This window comes from Acinetobacter gyllenbergii CIP 110306 = MTCC 11365, from assembly GCF_000413855.1.
Taxonomy (GTDB): domain Bacteria; phylum Pseudomonadota; class Gammaproteobacteria; order Pseudomonadales; family Moraxellaceae; genus Acinetobacter; species Acinetobacter gyllenbergii.
On record NZ_ATGG01000028.1, the window covers coordinates 40,295 to 55,883 of the forward strand.

Here is a 15,589-nt window from a genome sequence, read left to right on the forward strand (position 1 = left end):
AGGTTTAGGCCTATTGCTGAATGGCACTCAATAATAAGGCTGCGCAACTGAACATCACCGCAAAACCACGATTTAAGTATTTTTGCTGTGTCGGTGAACGAAGCAGTCTCAATACTTTCGATGCTAGTCCGGTATAACCCGCCATGACAATCAGGTCGATCGTCACCATTGTCGTCGCCATGATGCAGTATTGCAGCCATTGCGGTCGATTCAAGTCCAAAAACTGTGGCAAAACAGCCAATAAAAACACGATTGCTTTGGGGTTGCTCATATTCACCACAAAGCCTTTAAATACCAAAGCCAAGGCAGATTTATCATTCTGCTCCTGTTGAATCTCGATGTTCTGAATGGGTGCTTTCCACTGCGTATAAGCCAAGTATAGTAAATAGATCACCCCAAACCATTTCACCACCTGAAAGGCCCAAGGTGTGGTCGCGAACAAGACGCCGACACCTGCTGCAACAATCATGATTTGAATGATCAACGCGACTTGCAGACCTATGACATTCCAATAGCCATGTCGAAATCCATAGTTTAACCCACTCGACATTGAGGCAATTGCGCCAGCACCTGGTGAAACACTAATCACCCAGCACGCCAACATAAAAGCAAACCAAACCTGCACAGCCATAGCAAAAGAGTTGAACAATAAAAGATGAATTATACCGTTTTATCAACGCCTCGCGATGATATTTTAGGCAAGAAAATTTAACAAATAAGCTACTCAGTCCTCATAACATCAGGCACAATTATCCTTTTTGCCCCTTAAAAATAACTAAGGAGATTTTAATGACTGCGCAATCTGTCATTCTTCCATTACCTTCCGACCATGCCCGCTTTATTGTTTTACGTTTAAAAGATTTAAGCATTGCTGAATTAAAACAACAAATTGAAGCGCTACTTTCGACCCGTGACCGTTTAATCACACAACACCCGAATGACCAGATTAAAACAGCCATCGCGTTTGGTCCTGAACTGTGGACACAACTTTATGCTCAAACCCCTGAGGGCTTTAAGCAACTCGACCCGCAACAGGGTGCGTTTCAAATGCCTGTGGTACCCGCTGATGTATTTATTCATATTGCCAGTGCCCGTGCTGATATCTGCTTTGCCATGAGCCAAGCCTTCTTTAATGGTATCCAAGATAAAGTAGAGGTCTTGGACGAACGTGCATGTTTCCGTTTCTTTGATGGCCGTGACATGACTGGCTTCATTGACGGCACTGAAAATCCGCAATTCCCTGATGACCGTGCTGAAGCAGCACTACTTCCTGAGGAGGCAGAGGCGTTTGCTGATGGTAGCTTTATCTTTGCGCAACGCTATATCCATGACCTAGCAAAATGGCAACAACTCAAAGTTGATGCACAAGAGCATGTCTTTGGTCGTACCAAACTCGAGTCAATTGAACTGGATGATGACATCAAACCACAAAACTCGCATGTGGCACGTACTGTCGTGGAAGATGATGAAGGTGAAGAAATGGAAATCTTGCGTCACAGCCTGCCTTATGGCGATGGTAAAGGTGAGCAAGGTTTATTTTTCGTCGCTTATACCAACCAGCTCAGTATTATTGATGAAATGCTAAAACGCATGTTTGGCACCACAGGTGATGGTATTCATGACCGCTTATTGCATTTCACCACTGCCATTGATGGTGCTTATTATTTTGCGCCAAGTGATGAACTATTGGAACAAATTTTAGAAGACTAAAATACCAAGATGCTATATCTATCAAGGGTATAGCGTCTTCAACACACAACTTAAAAACATGAGCTTAAAAAGTTTTATAGGAATATGTTAATTCCAGATCATTCCCACTCCCCCTAAGCCGATAAAGTTTGCTATATTGTTCGTTTTTCCGCGACATTTATTTTCGGTAACTATGAATACGGCAATACAAGCAGCTCTCGATCATGCGGTACAAACCCTGCAACAGCAAGGTGTACTTCCTTCCGATTGGACCAACACGAGCCATTTAACCCGTACCAAAGACCGAAGTCACGGAGACTTTGCTTCAAATATTGCCATGATCGGCTCAAAAGCAGCTGGCATGAAACCACGCGATCTTGCTGAAAAAATCTTGGCAGCCCTCCCAGAAGTGGCTGATATTACCAAAGCAGAAATTGCAGGTCCGGGTTTTATCAACTTCTTTTTAAATGCAGACCAACGCTATGCCGTGCTTGATCAAATCCAAGCACAAAAAAATGACTATGGCCGCAGCCAAGCCAATGCAGCTAAAAAAATCCAAGTCGAGTTTGTCTCTGCAAACCCGACCTCTAGTCTGCATGTCGGACATGGTCGTGGCGCAGCCTATGGCATGACGGTTGCAAATCTATTAGAAGCAACAGGTGCAACAGTTGATCGTGAATACTATGTCAATGACGCAGGCCGTCAAATGGACATTTTGGCGACTTCAACCTATCTACGTTATTTAGAATTGACGGGGCAAACTTTAGTTTTCCCTAAAAATGCCTACCAAGGCGACTACGTTAAAGAAATCGCTCAAGAAATTATTGATAAAGATGGCAATGCACATGTTCGTGCGGTTGCTGACATTTATAAAGATGTACCCGAAGATGTTCAGTACGCTGAAGAACTCGATGCAGAGGGTAACAAAGTTGTCCTTTCTGGCGACAAAGAAAAACACATTGATGGTTTGATCGCAAACTCACAACAACACTTGGGTGCAGACTACCGTGTTTTCCATCAAGCAGCGTTACATGCCATCTTAGATGACATCAAAGATGACTTGGCTGACTTTGGTGTGACCTTTGACAAATGGTTCAGTGAAGACTCTTTAACTGACAAAATTGACGAAGCGCTTGAGACATTAGACCAACGTGGTTACCTCTATGAAAAGGACGGTAATATCTGGTTTAAATCAACTGAATTTGGCGATGAAAAAGACCGTGTGGTGAAACGTCGTAATGGTCAAACCACTTACTTTGCTTCTGACATCGCCTATCACTTGAATAAACTACAACGCGGCTATACTGACCTGATTGATATTTGGGGTTCTGACCACCACGGTTATATCTCACGTGTTAAAGCAGCCATTGATGCCATGGGCTACGACTCGAAGAAACTGACCGTACTTTTGGTTCAGTTCGTGAGCTTGTGGCGTGGTGGCGAGATGGTACAAATGTCATCGCGTTCAGGTCAATTCGTGACTTTACGTGATCTACGTAAAGAAGTCGGTAATGATGCCGCGCGTTTCTACTATGTGATGCGTAAGTCTGAACAACACATTGACTTTGACCTCGATCTTGCTGTTTCACAAAGCAAAGACAATGCGGTGTATTACATTCAATATGCCCATGCGCGTGTTAACCGTATGGTAGATATTCGTGCACCAGAAAAGAATATTCCATTTGATCGCACTGCCCTCCAAAATTACGATGCAAAATTACTCACTTTAGAGGCGGAATTTGAAATATTAGCTAAGCTCGCAGCTTATCCAGATGTTTTAGTTCGTGCAGCAAATGTGTATGAACCACACCAGATTGGTAACTATCTGAAAGAATTAGCTGCGCTGTTCCATGGTTGGTATAACTTGGATAATGTTCGAATTCTAGATGAAACAAATATCCCATTGTCACAATCGCGTTTATTGCTTTCAATCAACGTACAGCAAGTTTTGCGTAATGGCTTAGAATTACTCGGTGTATCCGCTCCTGAAGCCATGTAATAAAGTGAAGCGAAGCTTCACACATGGCTGCAAGACCGAAAGCTATGCTTGAGGTGGGCTGTAAAACAGCAAAGCAACGCTTTGCACATCGTCGCAAGACCGAAGGCGATGCCTGAGGTAAGCGGTAATCAGCAAAGCAACGCTTTAAATACATGTAAACTTAAGCCATCATTGTTAAACAATATGGTAAACAAAGCATTATTTTTAAACATAATGCTTTGTTTTTAAGCAGATTCAAGTTACAAATAACCTAATAGGATCAAGAGGAATTTTCCGGTGTTTGGAAAAACGCAACGTGGTGTATCTGAACGACCAAACAAGCCAAAAAAACCGCTCATTCCAAAGTGGTTAGGAATGCTTGTCGCAATTCTCGCGATCCTATGTGCTGCGGTAATGTTAATGCTTTGGCAACCTTGGCAGCCAGTTCCTGCAAAAAATCAGGTAACCTCAGAACATTACCAAGAAGAAAATACCAATAAAGACTACCGTTTTTATGATTTACTGCCTCAGCAACAAGTAACTCCAATTCCAGAACAAGCTGTGCCTGAGGCCAAACCTCAGGGCAATGTTGTGATTATTGAGTCACCAAAACCTGAGACCACTACAACAGAAGATCCAAGCGGCATCACACCAAGTGAACAAGCTGCTGCACCTGCACATGCAACTTATATTTTACAAGTACGTAGCTACCCTGACCCTGACAGTGCCGACGCACGTCGTGCAGAGATCATCCTGAATGGTTTATCTGCAGATGTGGTGAAAAGTGTTGAAAATGGTCAGACATGGTACCGTGTGTTCTCTGGCCCTTATGACAGTCAAGATTCAGCATTGGCAGCGCAACAAACTCTGCAACATAGTGGTATTGATTCGATTGTGATTAAACGCTAAACCAATTCAGTATAAAAAAGGGAACAATTTGTTCCCTTTTTTATACTCAAAAATTTATGCACATTGCGAATGCAAGCTTCTTTGCTCAGCACGTTGAAAGGCTGGGCGTTGTTGGACCCGTTGCACAAAGGCTTGAATGTTTGGATATTTACCGTGTAAACGGTTTTGTATGGCGATGAGTGGAAAAGCCATTTGAATATCGGCAAATGAAAAATCACCTGCAAAATAATCATGTTTTGCCAGATAATCTTCAAGGTACAAAATATGTTCTTTCACTCGTGGACGTACGAAGCCAGCTTTGACGCCATCACTAATTTTTTCAGCAATCGGGCGAATGACCCACGGAACATGTTTGCTGACATTGTTCATCACCAAGGTCATGACCAATAAAGGCATCAATGAGCCTTCTGCATAGTGCATCCAATATGAATATTGACGCTGCTCAGCCGGTTGTTGCGGTTTAAATTGATGTTGAAGATCATACTGTTGTTGCAAGTAATCGAGAATCACAGCAGATTCAACAATCACATCTTCATCATCCACTAAAATCGGTGCTTTACCGAGTGGGTGGATCTGTTTGAGGCTGTCTGGTGCTGAGAAATTGGCTAACCTTTGATAATACTCAACTTGGCAATCCACACCAAGTTCTTCTAATGCCCACAAGATACGGAACGAACGTGAACATTGTAGGTAATGTAAGGTAATCATTTTTGTGCCTGCTTTTTAGCTGCGTAACTATGGTTTTAGTCCCTCGCATAGTTACGCTTAGAATTATGTTTTGCCCAAGCACAATAGCACTTTAGTCTTAAAGAATCGTGGTCTGAATGTCTAAACTACGTAACAAAGTTTTAGTAACAGGGGTTTTGCTACAGACATTGAGAAGCTTTTCTTTTAAATCTTGTGAAACAGGTTGTTCAAATATTACACGGCGTTCGATTCGTTCCTGTTGTTCACGATTGGTATGGAAGTCCACTTCAACTGAAAACACACCCAAATCCATTTCCTTATGTTGCGCGTACATCCGCAAGGTAATCATGGTGCAGGCGGCCAAGCTTGTAGTCAGGAAATCATAAGGTGCTGGACCTGTATCATGTCCACCGAACTGTTCTGGCTTATCGGTAAGAAATTGATGTGTACCACTCTTCACCTCCCCCTTCCAAGGTTCTGGTAAAGTCTGGATGGTTGCACTGGCAATAATACTCATTTTGACGCCCTCATTTGATCAGGTAATACAGGTGCTTCTAGACGCTTACCTTGGTAATCAGGAATTTCTCCAAAACGAGCATCATGATTAATCCAATCCTCACGGGCTTGCTTTAAACCATCCATCGTCCGTCCTACGAAATTCCACCACAGTAAAATCGGTGATTCAAACGGTTCACCACCAATCAGCAGTAAACGATGACCTTGGGTGAGTTCTACTTCAATTTCAGTTAAACCCGTTTCTAAAACCACCATATTATCGGCAGTCAGTTCATGCCCATTAACGCGGGCCGTCCCTTCAAGTGCCATAAAGGCATATTCAAACTTTGGATTGAGTGGAATACGGGTCTTGGTATCAGCTTGTGCAGTGAGATCGACGCCAACCAAAGGCGTATGCACTTGCACAGGAGAGGTTGTATCGAGAAAGTCACCGACCAGTACGTTAAACTCAACCTGATCTTTCGTCACCACAGGCAATTCTGGATAGTGCTCAAACTTAGGCTCTATATTCAGTTTGTCATCTGGTAGGGCAATCCAGAGCTGGGCAGCGTGCATTTTAGTTTCAGTATCTGGTGCAACTTCCGTGTGTGAAATCCCACGACCTGCCGTCATCAAATTGACCTGCTTCGGACGGATTAATTGTTTTGAACCTAGACTATCGGTATGCATCATGGTGCCTTCAATCATCCATGTGAAAGTCTGCAAACCAATATGCGGATGCGGCCCCACATCTAAACCATCGCCCGCTGGAAAACTCACTGGCCCAGCATGATCTAGAAAACACCATGCCCCGACCAAGCGTTTTTGTCGACTTGGCAAGGCACGTTTAATCACAGTTCCCTTGCCAATTTCAGCAGAACGAATGGTAAATTCTTGAATAAATTGATTGATATACGTTTCGCAGTCTTTTGAATCAGAAATATCGTATTCGTTATTATTGCTCATGATATTGCTCTCTTTTACCTATGCTATTGCAATGAGTTGATAGTTTGATCTTAACAATACAATCATTCAGCAATATAGTCTTTTAGTAATACACAGAGTGTTATTCATGAGACAATCTTGATACAACACAACTTAGAAGCATTATCCTCCGATAAAATATGATGCTATCAAGCCTAGGGTTGAGCTTGCATATCCACAATCAAGCCTGTTAAACGCCGTACCACAGGCAATAGCATCAAGACCAATGGATAAGCAATCAACCAAGAAAACATCCATGTTTCCAACCAGATCATGGTAAATCCTGAAATAAAGCCTGTTCTCATCCATAGATTAACCAGTGATAAAGTCCCACTCATAAAAAAAGATAAAATCAGCGGTAAGATCCACGCTGCATATTTTGCAGGTAGTTTTTTCATAGACCACTTTTTAGCTGCCAACTCCATTTCATTGAAATTTTTCACTATTTCTTTACCTGTTGCTTTAAATTTTTCATAAATTGACCAAATTGCGGAAGAAACTCCTCAAATAAAGGATGATCTTTATTTTCCAACATCACTTCACTAAACAGCTTTAAACCTACTGCAAATGACTTGGTGGTTTGATCATCAAAAAAATCGGCCTTCTTCAACCGTTCAACAATCTCGAAAATATCGTCATGGTTGCCCGTATAAAACTCTAAACGCTCGCTATAAGTTGAAACCTGCCCTTTCGCATCCTTTAGATGCTGTACCGTGACATGATATTGATGTTGTTTCATGATTCTGCTCCAAGAGGCTTTTAAGCACTCTCTTTAATTTCAACCTGCATCAGGTCGACTTGAAATTGATGAAATACTACAGCCAACGACTGTAAAAATGCGGTCTGTTTAGCCTTGGTTAAATCGGCGCAACGGATATGCAACATTTGATTGTTAGGGATTGATGGCAAATTAAACTTGGTCTCTGTCCGATGAAACTGGTAACTGGCAATTAAGCCAACCTGCACCAGATCACTGAGCACCCGATACACCGTGGCCAAACTCAGCTGTTGTTCCTGTTGATTCAGCCGTTGATAAATCTGCTTTACCGTAAGATCATCTGTCTGTTGTTCCAACACAGACAACACCGCCATACGCGGATGCGTCACCCTTAGACCCGCCTGCTTGATTTTCTGTTGTAGCTCTAACATGTTTCGCTCCCAACTTATAAACGTCCGATGGCGATGGCGGCCTGATCAATTTTTTCCGCAATTTGATGGATCTGTTCTTGTTGCAAATCTGCAATATTCAGCTTTAAACGCAATGCGGTTTTCAGATTTTCCATCGCGCGATGAATATCAATCAACTGATCATTATTGTGAATTTCACGTCTTAGTCGCAGCTTTTGTAGAAGTGCCAACAGCATGTCTTGCTGCTCTTTTAAATAGCTATCGCCATAGTCGGTAATCTGATATTGCTTACGTTCGGCATCCAGCACACGAATCAAATTCATTTCTTCCAACGCAGTTAGTGTTGGATAAATCGTTCCTGCACTTGGGGTATAGCCATCCCCTACCAGATCACTAATTTCTTTAATAATTTCATAGCCATGTTTGGGGCTTTGCTGAATCAAATGTAGCACCAACAGTTTCATGCGACCTGATTCAAATAAGCGACCACGACGGCCTGAACGGTGATGTTCTCGATGTAATAAAGCCGCCTCGGCTTCATCATGGGGATGCCCGGATTGATGTTTCATCTGTTATTTTTCTCTATATTTGCTTAATTTATGCTTATTAAGATATATCTTAATATATCTTTTATCAAGTTAAGATATAACTTAAATTTTAATCGTTTGATATTTATGGAGTTATTTATTCTCAAAAGAGTTTTTGGAAAGTTAAGTAATAAAAAAGAGTGCTTATGCACTCTTTTCTATTGGCAGCAAGCATAAAATTTGATTTCAAAACAACCGAATCATTTTAAATATAATCTTTGCATCTAGGTTGCTGATTTAAAAAATAAAATAATTGCTTTAAATATTATTTTAAATAATGCTTGTTGTGTTAAACAAAAGGATTTTCGCTTTCCCATGGTTGGTTTTTAAAAATAATCTGACCATTTTCAACACAAAGAATCCATGTGTAAAAATATTCATCCCCAAGCCCTCGACATTCAAAATTTTTTCCAGAAAATAAAGTTGATATCTTTTCTACTAACTCTAAACAATAAACAGGATCAATATTGATGCTTTCCTCACCATGATTAAAGGCATTAAGTAAGCCGCTATAGACATCTTCATGAATTCCATCATTCGCTAATATTTCTAAAATTTTATTCTTTTGAAATGAAAGATCAACTTCATCAAAATCAGTATATCTAACTTGTAATTTTGTGGAAAAACTCATTTTTACACCTCTTTATTATTTTCGATAATATGTTCACATTGTAAATATCAATTTAATTATTACAGAATAAACATTATTCGAAATTAATATTTAAAACAAAATATCATAATAAAGAAATAAAAGAGCACCTAGGCGCTCTTTTTTAACAACATTAATATCGATTAAAACCGCTTCGTATAGTTCACAAACAGACGGTCTTCACCAAAGTCATTGCCATGTTTGACCTTGTAATCAACACGCAAATATTGAACAGCAAAACCCTTTAAATAAGGCTGCTGAAAGGCATAATTGATCAAGACATTGGATTCAGTTTCATGATTTTTCTCACCATTGGCTGCTTTAAAATCATGACCATAAACATACTTCACCATGGCATTTAGCCCAGGTATATAATCTTTAAAATCATAGCCATACATCAAATGATAGGACTTTTCATTCTGCTTAAAGAAGCCTGTGGCATTCCAGTTAATAAAATACAACTCAGGCAAAAAACCATCAGGTAAAGGATAGGCCGATTCACCAACAATCTGTTGATAGCCCAAGCCAAAGCTCTGATTGTTTACTTTCAGCATTTCCAATACACCAATATTTTGCGCATCAATTTCAAAATTACTGCCATCATTTTTGGCGTTGAAATATTTGAACTTGGAGTTAAGCGAAAAAGTCGGCTGTTTCCACGTATGCTCTAAACCGAGATAGTGTTTGTTATATAAATCTTCCAAATTACCAAAGTAATATTCAGCTTTCAGCGCGGGTGTCAGTTGGTAACGTAGGTCAAGATAATTCAAGCCATCGGAATAGGCCGTTTTGCCATTGGCAGTAAAGGAAAAGCGATGAAAATCCTCCTCATTGCGTGGAGATACTTTTTCAACCCGACCAATTTCAGCATAAAGCTGATCCGAAATCTGTGACTTTAAATTCGTTCCCCAGTACGAGGTAATCAGCTGCCGACTCGCATCTGAAGTGGTGACGGGTAAATCCAGCCATAACTCCCCGATACTCAGCAAGGTTTTGTCATAAGCCAGTTTTAAGGTTGCCCCATATTTTGAATAATCAGCAGCTTGGGATTGAGTTTGTGAGTCAAAGGGTAACACCATATCACTGACATGCCGATCTGCACTTAAACGTACGGCATATTGCAGCGAAGCATCCGCCCCAATCCGAAGTGGTTTGTCTGCGATCACTAAAGGGGTGTCATGTAAATTCGAGGTATAAAATAAGGATAACCCTTGTGACCAACTGCCAAAGTTTTTGGCATTCGGATTGTCATAATCCCGATATAGATAGGCGTTCTTCAAGTTAAATTTCCATTCATCTTGAATGGCTTGGGTTGGATCTGCTGCCCACAACATCGAACTACTTCCAAACATCAATAACAGTGTGGTAAGCGTTAAAGTTTGTGTATTTAAATGGTTCATAGAAGGAATCATCCATCGCTGGGTGCTGTGCCATCCATTGGCACAGCCATCTATTTTTATGCGGAATATCTTTAATTTCAGCCTAGCGTTGACACAACGACAGGCTGTTCTTTTTTAAGGCGTTTAATCAGCAATAATGAAATGGCTGCACAGAAAGCAGGAATGGCAAGAATGCTGAGAATGGCAAAACTAGAAAGATGCAATGACATCAACCAGCCGCCCATGATAGAGCCGACAACCGAACCTACACGTCCAATCGCATTGGCCCAACTCACACCAGTTGCACGGCAATGCGTTGGATAAAAACTGGATGAAAAGGCATTTGCGCCAACTTGTGAGCCACTAATCCCCACACCCACACCAAACATGGCGAACATCAGCAATACGGTATTAGACTGTTCGATCCCGAGACCTAGACAGATCAGGAACAAACCACCAAAGACATAGGCTGCACTTAGAATTTTAGTTGCATCCATTTTATCCATCAGCAAACCTAAGACGATGGCACCGATCGTTCCACCAATCTGAAAGATCGAGGTGAGCCAAGAGGCATTGGATAAGTTAAAACCCGCATTGGTGAGCAAGGTCGGCATCCAGCTCGAGATCATATAAATGATCAGCAGACTCATAAAAAATGTAAACCAAATCAAAAAAGTACCCAAAGCAAGTCCCTTGCTAAATAGGTCTTTGAGACTAGATTTTGCCACTTCATTGGCAGGTGGGACTAAGCTTGGAATCTGCGTGATATGCGGTGCCATACGACGAATGATGCTTTCAATGTGTTCAGCACTTTTTTGTTTCAAAACCAGAAAACGCAGCGATTCAGGCAAGAGATAATATAACAAAGGCACTGTACATAAAGGTGCAATTCCCCCGATCAATAAAATGCCATTCCAACCGATATGCGGTAGCAGTTGTGCCGACAGAACCCCACCCAGCGCAGAGCCAATGGTAAAACCACAAAACATCATGGTGACCAAATTGGAACGGCGGGACGTCGGTGCATATTCTGACGTTAAGGTAATGGCATTCGGTAAAGCACCACCTAAACCCAGCCCAGTGAGAAAACGCCAAATAATCAGCGTTTGCAAGTCCGATGAAAAGGCGGCAAATAGGCTGGCACAGCCAAACATGATCACAGAGCCAATCAGAATCGGCTTACGCCCAAGTTTATCGGACAAAGGGCCAAAAATCAGAGCACCTGCCATCAAGCCAAATAGGCCTGCGCCAAATAAGGGTGCCAGATCAGTGGGTTGTAAGCCCCACTCGGCTTTCAATGCAGGAGCAATAAAGCCCACTGCTGCAGTATCGAAGCCATCAATTGCAACAATCAAAAAGCACAACCACATGATTAATTTTTGCAAAGCCGACAGTGGTATTTCATCGATGAAACTTTGTACGTCTATGGTTTTCTGAGACATAACGACTCCTTTTGCCAATATCTTGGCCAGTGCAATCCTTAGCAAAGGTACTCAACTCTATTTATTGTTCAGTTTGAGCACCTGTTTAAACCACTCAGATCAAGTGAGTTATTTCACATTCACGGTGATGCCTGTTAAACCTGTGATCTCGGCACGCATAACATCACCACGAACCACAGCACCGACCCCTTCAGGCGTACCAGTAAAGATCAAATCACCTGCTTTCAATTCAAATAAGGTCGACAGATTGGCAATGGTTTCAGCAACGGACCAAATCAAATGAGTGATATCACTACGCTGTACCGTTTCACCATTCACGCTCAAATGAATCTCGGCCTGATTGATTTCACCAGTTTCAGTCATTGGATGAATAGGTCCAATCGGCGCAGAAAAATCGAATGCTTTGCCAATTTCCCATGGACGACCTTTTTCACGCATACTCATTTGCAAGTCACGGCGAGTCATGTCCAAACCAACGGCATAGCCATAAATGTAATTTGCGGCATCTTCAACCGAAACATTTTTAGCATCGCGTCCTATTGCCACCACCAACTCGATTTCATAGTGATAGTTTGAGGTTTCAGTTGGATAAGGAATTTCTACTGCATCCTGATTGACAGGTACGATCGACTCAAGATCGTTAGGTTTACAAAAGAAAAAAGGCGGTTCACGATCTGGGTCAAAGCCCATTTCACGTGCGTGGGCAGCGTAGTTACGGCCGACACAATAGACACGGCGTACTGGAAATTGCTGATCTGAGCCATGAATAAACAGGCCCGCGGGTGTCATTGGCTGGAAAATAAAAGTCATGGCATATTCCTTGTTGATATAGGTTAAATCAGAGCCTTAAAACGCATCGGCCTGCTGTTCAGGGGCAGCTTTCTGGAACGCGTCTAGGGTCATACAATGCTGATAAATTTCATTAATTAGAGGATACGCCGACAGGTCGACCTGAAAGCGTTGTGCCGATACCACTTGTGGAATCAAATACGCATCGGCAATGCTGACTTGCTTGCCATAGCAGAACTTTTCCCGAGTTGAATCTTCAGCCAATAGGTGCTCTAAGGCTGAAAAACCATCCTGAATCCACTTAGCACACCACGCATTGATCTGGTTCTGATCCAGCCCAAGCTGGCGTAAGTATTCCAGTACCCGCTTATTGTTTAAGGGATGAATATCACATCCGATCAAGGCCGCAATGGCGCGTACCCTCTCTTTACCCAACGCATCTGCTGGCAACAGAGCTGGTTCAGGGTATTGCTGTTCTAACCATTCGATTATGGCGGGGCTTTGTAATAACCTGCCTGCTTCCGTTTCCAACACTGGAACAAAACCTTGTGGACTAAGCCTTTGAAAAGCCGCTTGATGATGCTCATTTTTCGCCAACGATACATAGCTCGCCTCATAATCCAAACCTTTGAGATTTAGGACAATGCGGGTACGGTGCGATGTGCCACTACGGAAAAAACCATACAGTTTCATGGGCTCACTCCTTCAGCATGGCGGTCACGTATCGAATACAGGCCTAATTTGCGTTGCAAAGGTGCCTCATCGGCAACAAAAACATAGCATGGCTGCGCAGATGTATTGATTAAATCAATAGCAGTAAAACACGGTGCACATGCGGTATCCGCTTGGGTTAAATGGAAGTCCTGTTGATCAATCTGGATGGTCAGAGCTCCTTCAATCACATGAAAGACCTGTGCAGTGGAACGCAAAGGTAAAGACAGCGTTTCATTCGGACGCAGGAGTAAAGCTGAATAACCCAGAATGTTCTGACAATCTTGACCCGTTTCAGGATTAACATAGGCCACTTGTAAGGGGTCCTGATAGCCAGCTTTTTCGGCCAAAGCATCCAGTACTTTTTTGGTGTCTTTCCAGGCATAACGCATCATCGGATAAGGGGCATCTTCACGACTAAAATGTGGTGTTGGCACAATACCCGCCGCATACTGAAGGGTAGCCCCCTGATTAATTCGTTCGACTTCCTGACGACGCCCCTCTTCAACAAAAGAGGCTTCCATGTAATAAACCAATGGTAAATCAAGGATATCCATCCAGATCACAGGTTGATCGCCATCATGTCCATGCTCATGCCACAACCCAGATGGCGTCAGGATCATGTCACCATGTTCCATCAAACATTTTTGCCCTTCGACCGTGGTATAGGCCCCCTGTCCTTCAACAATGAGGCGCACCGCATTCGGTGCATGTCGATGTGCAGGCGCCCACTCTTGCGGAAGCAGTAATTGCATGCCGAGATACATGGCTGGGCTGACTTTCATATTCTCCAAACCATGCCCAGGGTTGGCGAGTGCCAACACACGACGCTCGGCCTTTTCAATCGGTGTTAACTCCCCAGCTTCAAGCAACAGAGGCTTAATCTGCTGAAAATACCAAGCAGTGGCAACCGTTTGCGGTCTTGGTTTATGAGGTGGAATAAAGCTTCTTAAATTGGGCCACAATGGCACCAGATTGGATGCATTCAGTTCTTCACGATAACGCTCTGGTAGCTCTTCGAGCGTGCCTAGCTGTTCCATATGTCATTCCTTTTACTGCCCATGGAGCACAATACTAATGACGATAATTTCATCAATATTCGGTATTGACTCAATGTAGCAATCAGGATGTGTTGAATCTATGCACAAAAAACAATAGGCTGTATTGATAAAATCAATACGGTGATTGATGTTAATGTTTGATCTGGATACACGGCTGCTGAAAATTTTCTTTGAAATTTATCAACACAAAAGTATTTCTAAAGCTGCAGAACAGTTGGGTATCGGTCAACCCACTTTGAGTATTGCACTAAATAAACTCAGGGCCCATTTTGGAGACCCGCTGTTTGTACGTATTGAGAATAAAATGCAGCCCACCGAGCTCGCCCAACAGATCTATCCGATGGTAGTGGAAATCTTAAACCGCTTGAAGTTGGTCCAGAATTACAATATTGACTTTGATCCACAGACTTCGACTTATCAATTCCGTATCAGCATGACCGACATCAGTCATTTGGTGTTTTTACCACGTCTGATGAATTACATGCGTCAGCATGCCCCCTCAATTCGACTGGAAATTTTACCGATTGACAGCCAAACCGCACCAATGATGTCAAATGGAGATATTGATCTCGCCATTGGATTTCTCCCTCAGTTGGAAGCTGGTTTTTATCAACAAACCCTGTTTCAGCAACATTACACCTGTATTGCCAGTCAACAGCATCCAAGACTGACCGGAACCAGCCTGTCAGCTTTGGAGTTCGCTCAAGAATTACATGTCGATATCTTGGCAACGGGGGGACATTATGTGGTGGAGCATGAACTGCAAAAACACGGCGTCAGCCGAAATATTCTGGTGCGTTTACCCAGCTATTTAGGGGTCGGCCTGATTGTCCGTGATACCGATGTCATTGCCACTATTCCAAATTATCTGGCGCAGGTGTTAATGACACAGGGCGGACTGAAAAGCTTCGACCCACCTTATAAATTCCCTAAATTCAGCGTCAAGCAACACTGGCATTCACGTATGCATCAGAACCCAAGTAATCAGTGGTTAAGGCAGATCTGCTTTAAACTGTTCTCGGCTTAATGCTGAGCAAGGTTAAAATAAAATAGCGCATCGAAATTGATGCGCTATTTGATATCTCATTCCATGGCTGACAA

18 protein-coding genes are annotated in these 15,589 nt (G+C 42.4%); 4 read left to right on the plus strand and 14 right to left on the minus strand.

The window, feature by feature from the left end:
- Window positions 1–10: 10 nt before the first annotated feature.
- Entirely contained in the window at window positions 11–631 is a 621-nt protein-coding gene (locus F957_RS04100) for a LysE family transporter (protein WP_016542581.1), read from the minus strand.
- A gap of 158 nt (window positions 632–789) precedes the next feature.
- Here F957_RS04100 and F957_RS04095 point away from each other — a divergent pair, with 158 nt between their 5' ends.
- The 3 genes from F957_RS04095 (at window position 790) to F957_RS04085 (ending at window position 4,576) form a co-directional block, all read left to right on the plus strand.
- Entirely contained in the window at window positions 790–1,710 is a 921-nt protein-coding gene (locus F957_RS04095) for a Dyp-type peroxidase (protein WP_016542580.1), read from the plus strand.
- A gap of 172 nt (window positions 1,711–1,882) precedes the next feature.
- Entirely contained in the window at window positions 1,883–3,688 is a 1,806-nt protein-coding gene (argS, locus tag F957_RS04090) for an arginine--tRNA ligase (RefSeq protein WP_016542579.1), read from the plus strand.
- 276 nt (window positions 3,689–3,964) lie between these two features.
- Window positions 3,965–4,576: an SPOR domain-containing protein gene (locus F957_RS04085; RefSeq protein WP_016542578.1), complete on the plus strand. Its 612-nt coding sequence runs from the start codon at window positions 3,965–3,967 to the stop codon at window positions 4,574–4,576.
- 54 nt (window positions 4,577–4,630) lie between these two features.
- On the opposite strand, the gene F957_RS04080 is transcribed toward F957_RS04085, so the two are convergent.
- The 13 genes from F957_RS04080 to F957_RS04020 all read right to left on the minus strand — a co-directional run bounded on the left by F957_RS04080 (window position 4,631) and on the right by F957_RS04020 (window position 14,467).
- Window positions 4,631–5,284, minus strand: coding sequence for a glutathione S-transferase family protein (locus tag F957_RS04080; protein ID WP_016542577.1), 654 nt, complete (start codon window positions 5,282–5,284; stop codon window positions 4,631–4,633).
- Window positions 5,285–5,381: 97 nt separating this feature from the next.
- Window positions 5,382–5,780, minus strand: coding sequence for an OsmC family protein (locus tag F957_RS04075; protein WP_016542576.1), 399 nt, complete (start codon window positions 5,778–5,780; stop codon window positions 5,382–5,384).
- A complete protein-coding gene (locus tag F957_RS04070; protein ID WP_016542575.1) occupies window positions 5,777–6,724 on the minus strand; it encodes a pirin family protein in 948 nt (315 codons plus the stop codon). Before F957_RS04070 ends, F957_RS04075 begins: the two co-directional genes overlap by 4 nt.
- 173 nt (window positions 6,725–6,897) lie before the next feature.
- Window positions 6,898–7,167, minus strand: coding sequence for a DUF2798 domain-containing protein (locus F957_RS04065; protein WP_032861088.1), 270 nt, complete (start codon window positions 7,165–7,167; stop codon window positions 6,898–6,900).
- Window positions 7,168–7,184: 17 nt separating this feature from the next.
- Window positions 7,185–7,481: a DUF3861 domain-containing protein gene (locus F957_RS04060; RefSeq protein ID WP_016542573.1), complete on the minus strand. Its 297-nt coding sequence runs from the start codon at window positions 7,479–7,481 to the stop codon at window positions 7,185–7,187.
- Window positions 7,482–7,501: 20 nt separating this feature from the next.
- The gene (locus F957_RS04055) at window positions 7,502–7,891 is read right to left on the minus strand and encodes a Fur family transcriptional regulator (protein WP_016542572.1); all 390 of its coding nucleotides are present in this window, start codon (window positions 7,889–7,891) and stop codon (window positions 7,502–7,504) included.
- 14 nt (window positions 7,892–7,905) lie between these two features.
- Window positions 7,906–8,439: a PadR family transcriptional regulator gene (locus F957_RS04050; protein ID WP_016542571.1), complete on the minus strand. Its 534-nt coding sequence runs from the start codon at window positions 8,437–8,439 to the stop codon at window positions 7,906–7,908.
- A 307-nt stretch (window positions 8,440–8,746) separates the two neighbouring features.
- On the minus strand, window positions 8,747–9,088 hold the full coding sequence (locus tag F957_RS04045) for a hypothetical protein (protein ID WP_016542570.1): 342 nt from the start codon (window positions 9,086–9,088) through the stop codon (window positions 8,747–8,749).
- Window positions 9,089–9,249: 161 nt separating this feature from the next.
- Window positions 9,250–10,506: an OprD family outer membrane porin gene (locus F957_RS04040; protein ID WP_016542569.1), complete on the minus strand. Its 1,257-nt coding sequence runs from the start codon at window positions 10,504–10,506 to the stop codon at window positions 9,250–9,252.
- A gap of 77 nt (window positions 10,507–10,583) precedes the next feature.
- A complete protein-coding gene (locus F957_RS04035; protein ID WP_016542568.1) occupies window positions 10,584–11,927 on the minus strand; it encodes an MFS transporter in 1,344 nt (447 codons plus the stop codon).
- A gap of 108 nt (window positions 11,928–12,035) precedes the next feature.
- Complete coding sequence (locus F957_RS04030; protein WP_016542567.1) at window positions 12,036–12,737, minus strand: fumarylacetoacetate hydrolase family protein; 702 nt, start codon at window positions 12,735–12,737, stop codon at window positions 12,036–12,038.
- 36 nt (window positions 12,738–12,773) lie between these two features.
- Window positions 12,774–13,409: a maleylacetoacetate isomerase gene (gene maiA / locus F957_RS04025; protein WP_016542566.1), complete on the minus strand. Its 636-nt coding sequence runs from the start codon at window positions 13,407–13,409 to the stop codon at window positions 12,774–12,776.
- Window positions 13,406–14,467: a cupin domain-containing protein gene (locus tag F957_RS04020; RefSeq protein WP_016542565.1), complete on the minus strand. Its 1,062-nt coding sequence runs from the start codon at window positions 14,465–14,467 to the stop codon at window positions 13,406–13,408. The genes maiA and F957_RS04020 overlap by 4 nt, the downstream gene beginning before the upstream one ends.
- 154 nt (window positions 14,468–14,621) lie before the next feature.
- Here F957_RS04020 and F957_RS04015 point away from each other — a divergent pair, with 154 nt between their 5' ends.
- A complete protein-coding gene (locus F957_RS04015) occupies window positions 14,622–15,515 on the plus strand; it encodes a LysR family transcriptional regulator (protein ID WP_016542564.1) in 894 nt (297 codons plus the stop codon).
- The last annotated feature ends 74 nt before the right edge of the window (window positions 15,516–15,589 follow it).

Coding starts and splice junctions, on each gene's coding strand:
- F957_RS04015 (WP_016542564.1), top strand. CDS start 14,622: ATGTTTGATCTGGATACACGGCTGCTGAAAATTTTCTTTGAAATTTAT.
- maiA (WP_016542566.1), bottom strand. CDS start 13,409: ATGAAACTGTATGGTTTTTTCCGTAGTGGCACATCGCACCGTACCCGC.
- F957_RS04060 (WP_016542573.1), bottom strand. CDS start 7,481: ATGAAACAACATCAATATCATGTCACGGTACAGCATCTAAAGGATGCG.
- F957_RS04095 (WP_016542580.1), top strand. CDS start 790: ATGACTGCGCAATCTGTCATTCTTCCATTACCTTCCGACCATGCCCGC.
- F957_RS04065 (WP_032861088.1), bottom strand. CDS start 7,167: ATGGAGTTGGCAGCTAAAAAGTGGTCTATGAAAAAACTACCTGCAAAA.
- argS (WP_016542579.1), top strand. CDS start 1,883: ATGAATACGGCAATACAAGCAGCTCTCGATCATGCGGTACAAACCCTG.
- F957_RS04020 (WP_016542565.1), bottom strand. CDS start 14,467: ATGGAACAGCTAGGCACGCTCGAAGAGCTACCAGAGCGTTATCGTGAA.
- F957_RS04080 (WP_016542577.1), bottom strand. CDS start 5,284: ATGATTACCTTACATTACCTACAATGTTCACGTTCGTTCCGTATCTTG.
- F957_RS04070 (WP_016542575.1), bottom strand. CDS start 6,724: ATGAGCAATAATAACGAATACGATATTTCTGATTCAAAAGACTGCGAA.
- F957_RS04035 (WP_016542568.1), bottom strand. CDS start 11,927: ATGTCTCAGAAAACCATAGACGTACAAAGTTTCATCGATGAAATACCA.
- F957_RS04045 (WP_016542570.1), bottom strand. CDS start 9,088: ATGAGTTTTTCCACAAAATTACAAGTTAGATATACTGATTTTGATGAA.
- F957_RS04055 (WP_016542572.1), bottom strand. CDS start 7,891: ATGTTAGAGCTACAACAGAAAATCAAGCAGGCGGGTCTAAGGGTGACG.
- F957_RS04100 (WP_016542581.1), bottom strand. CDS start 631: ATGGCTGTGCAGGTTTGGTTTGCTTTTATGTTGGCGTGCTGGGTGATT.
- F957_RS04050 (WP_016542571.1), bottom strand. CDS start 8,439: ATGAAACATCAATCCGGGCATCCCCATGATGAAGCCGAGGCGGCTTTA.
- F957_RS04040 (WP_016542569.1), bottom strand. CDS start 10,506: ATGAACCATTTAAATACACAAACTTTAACGCTTACCACACTGTTATTG.
- F957_RS04075 (WP_016542576.1), bottom strand. CDS start 5,780: ATGAGTATTATTGCCAGTGCAACCATCCAGACTTTACCAGAACCTTGG.
- F957_RS04030 (WP_016542567.1), bottom strand. CDS start 12,737: ATGACTTTTATTTTCCAGCCAATGACACCCGCGGGCCTGTTTATTCAT.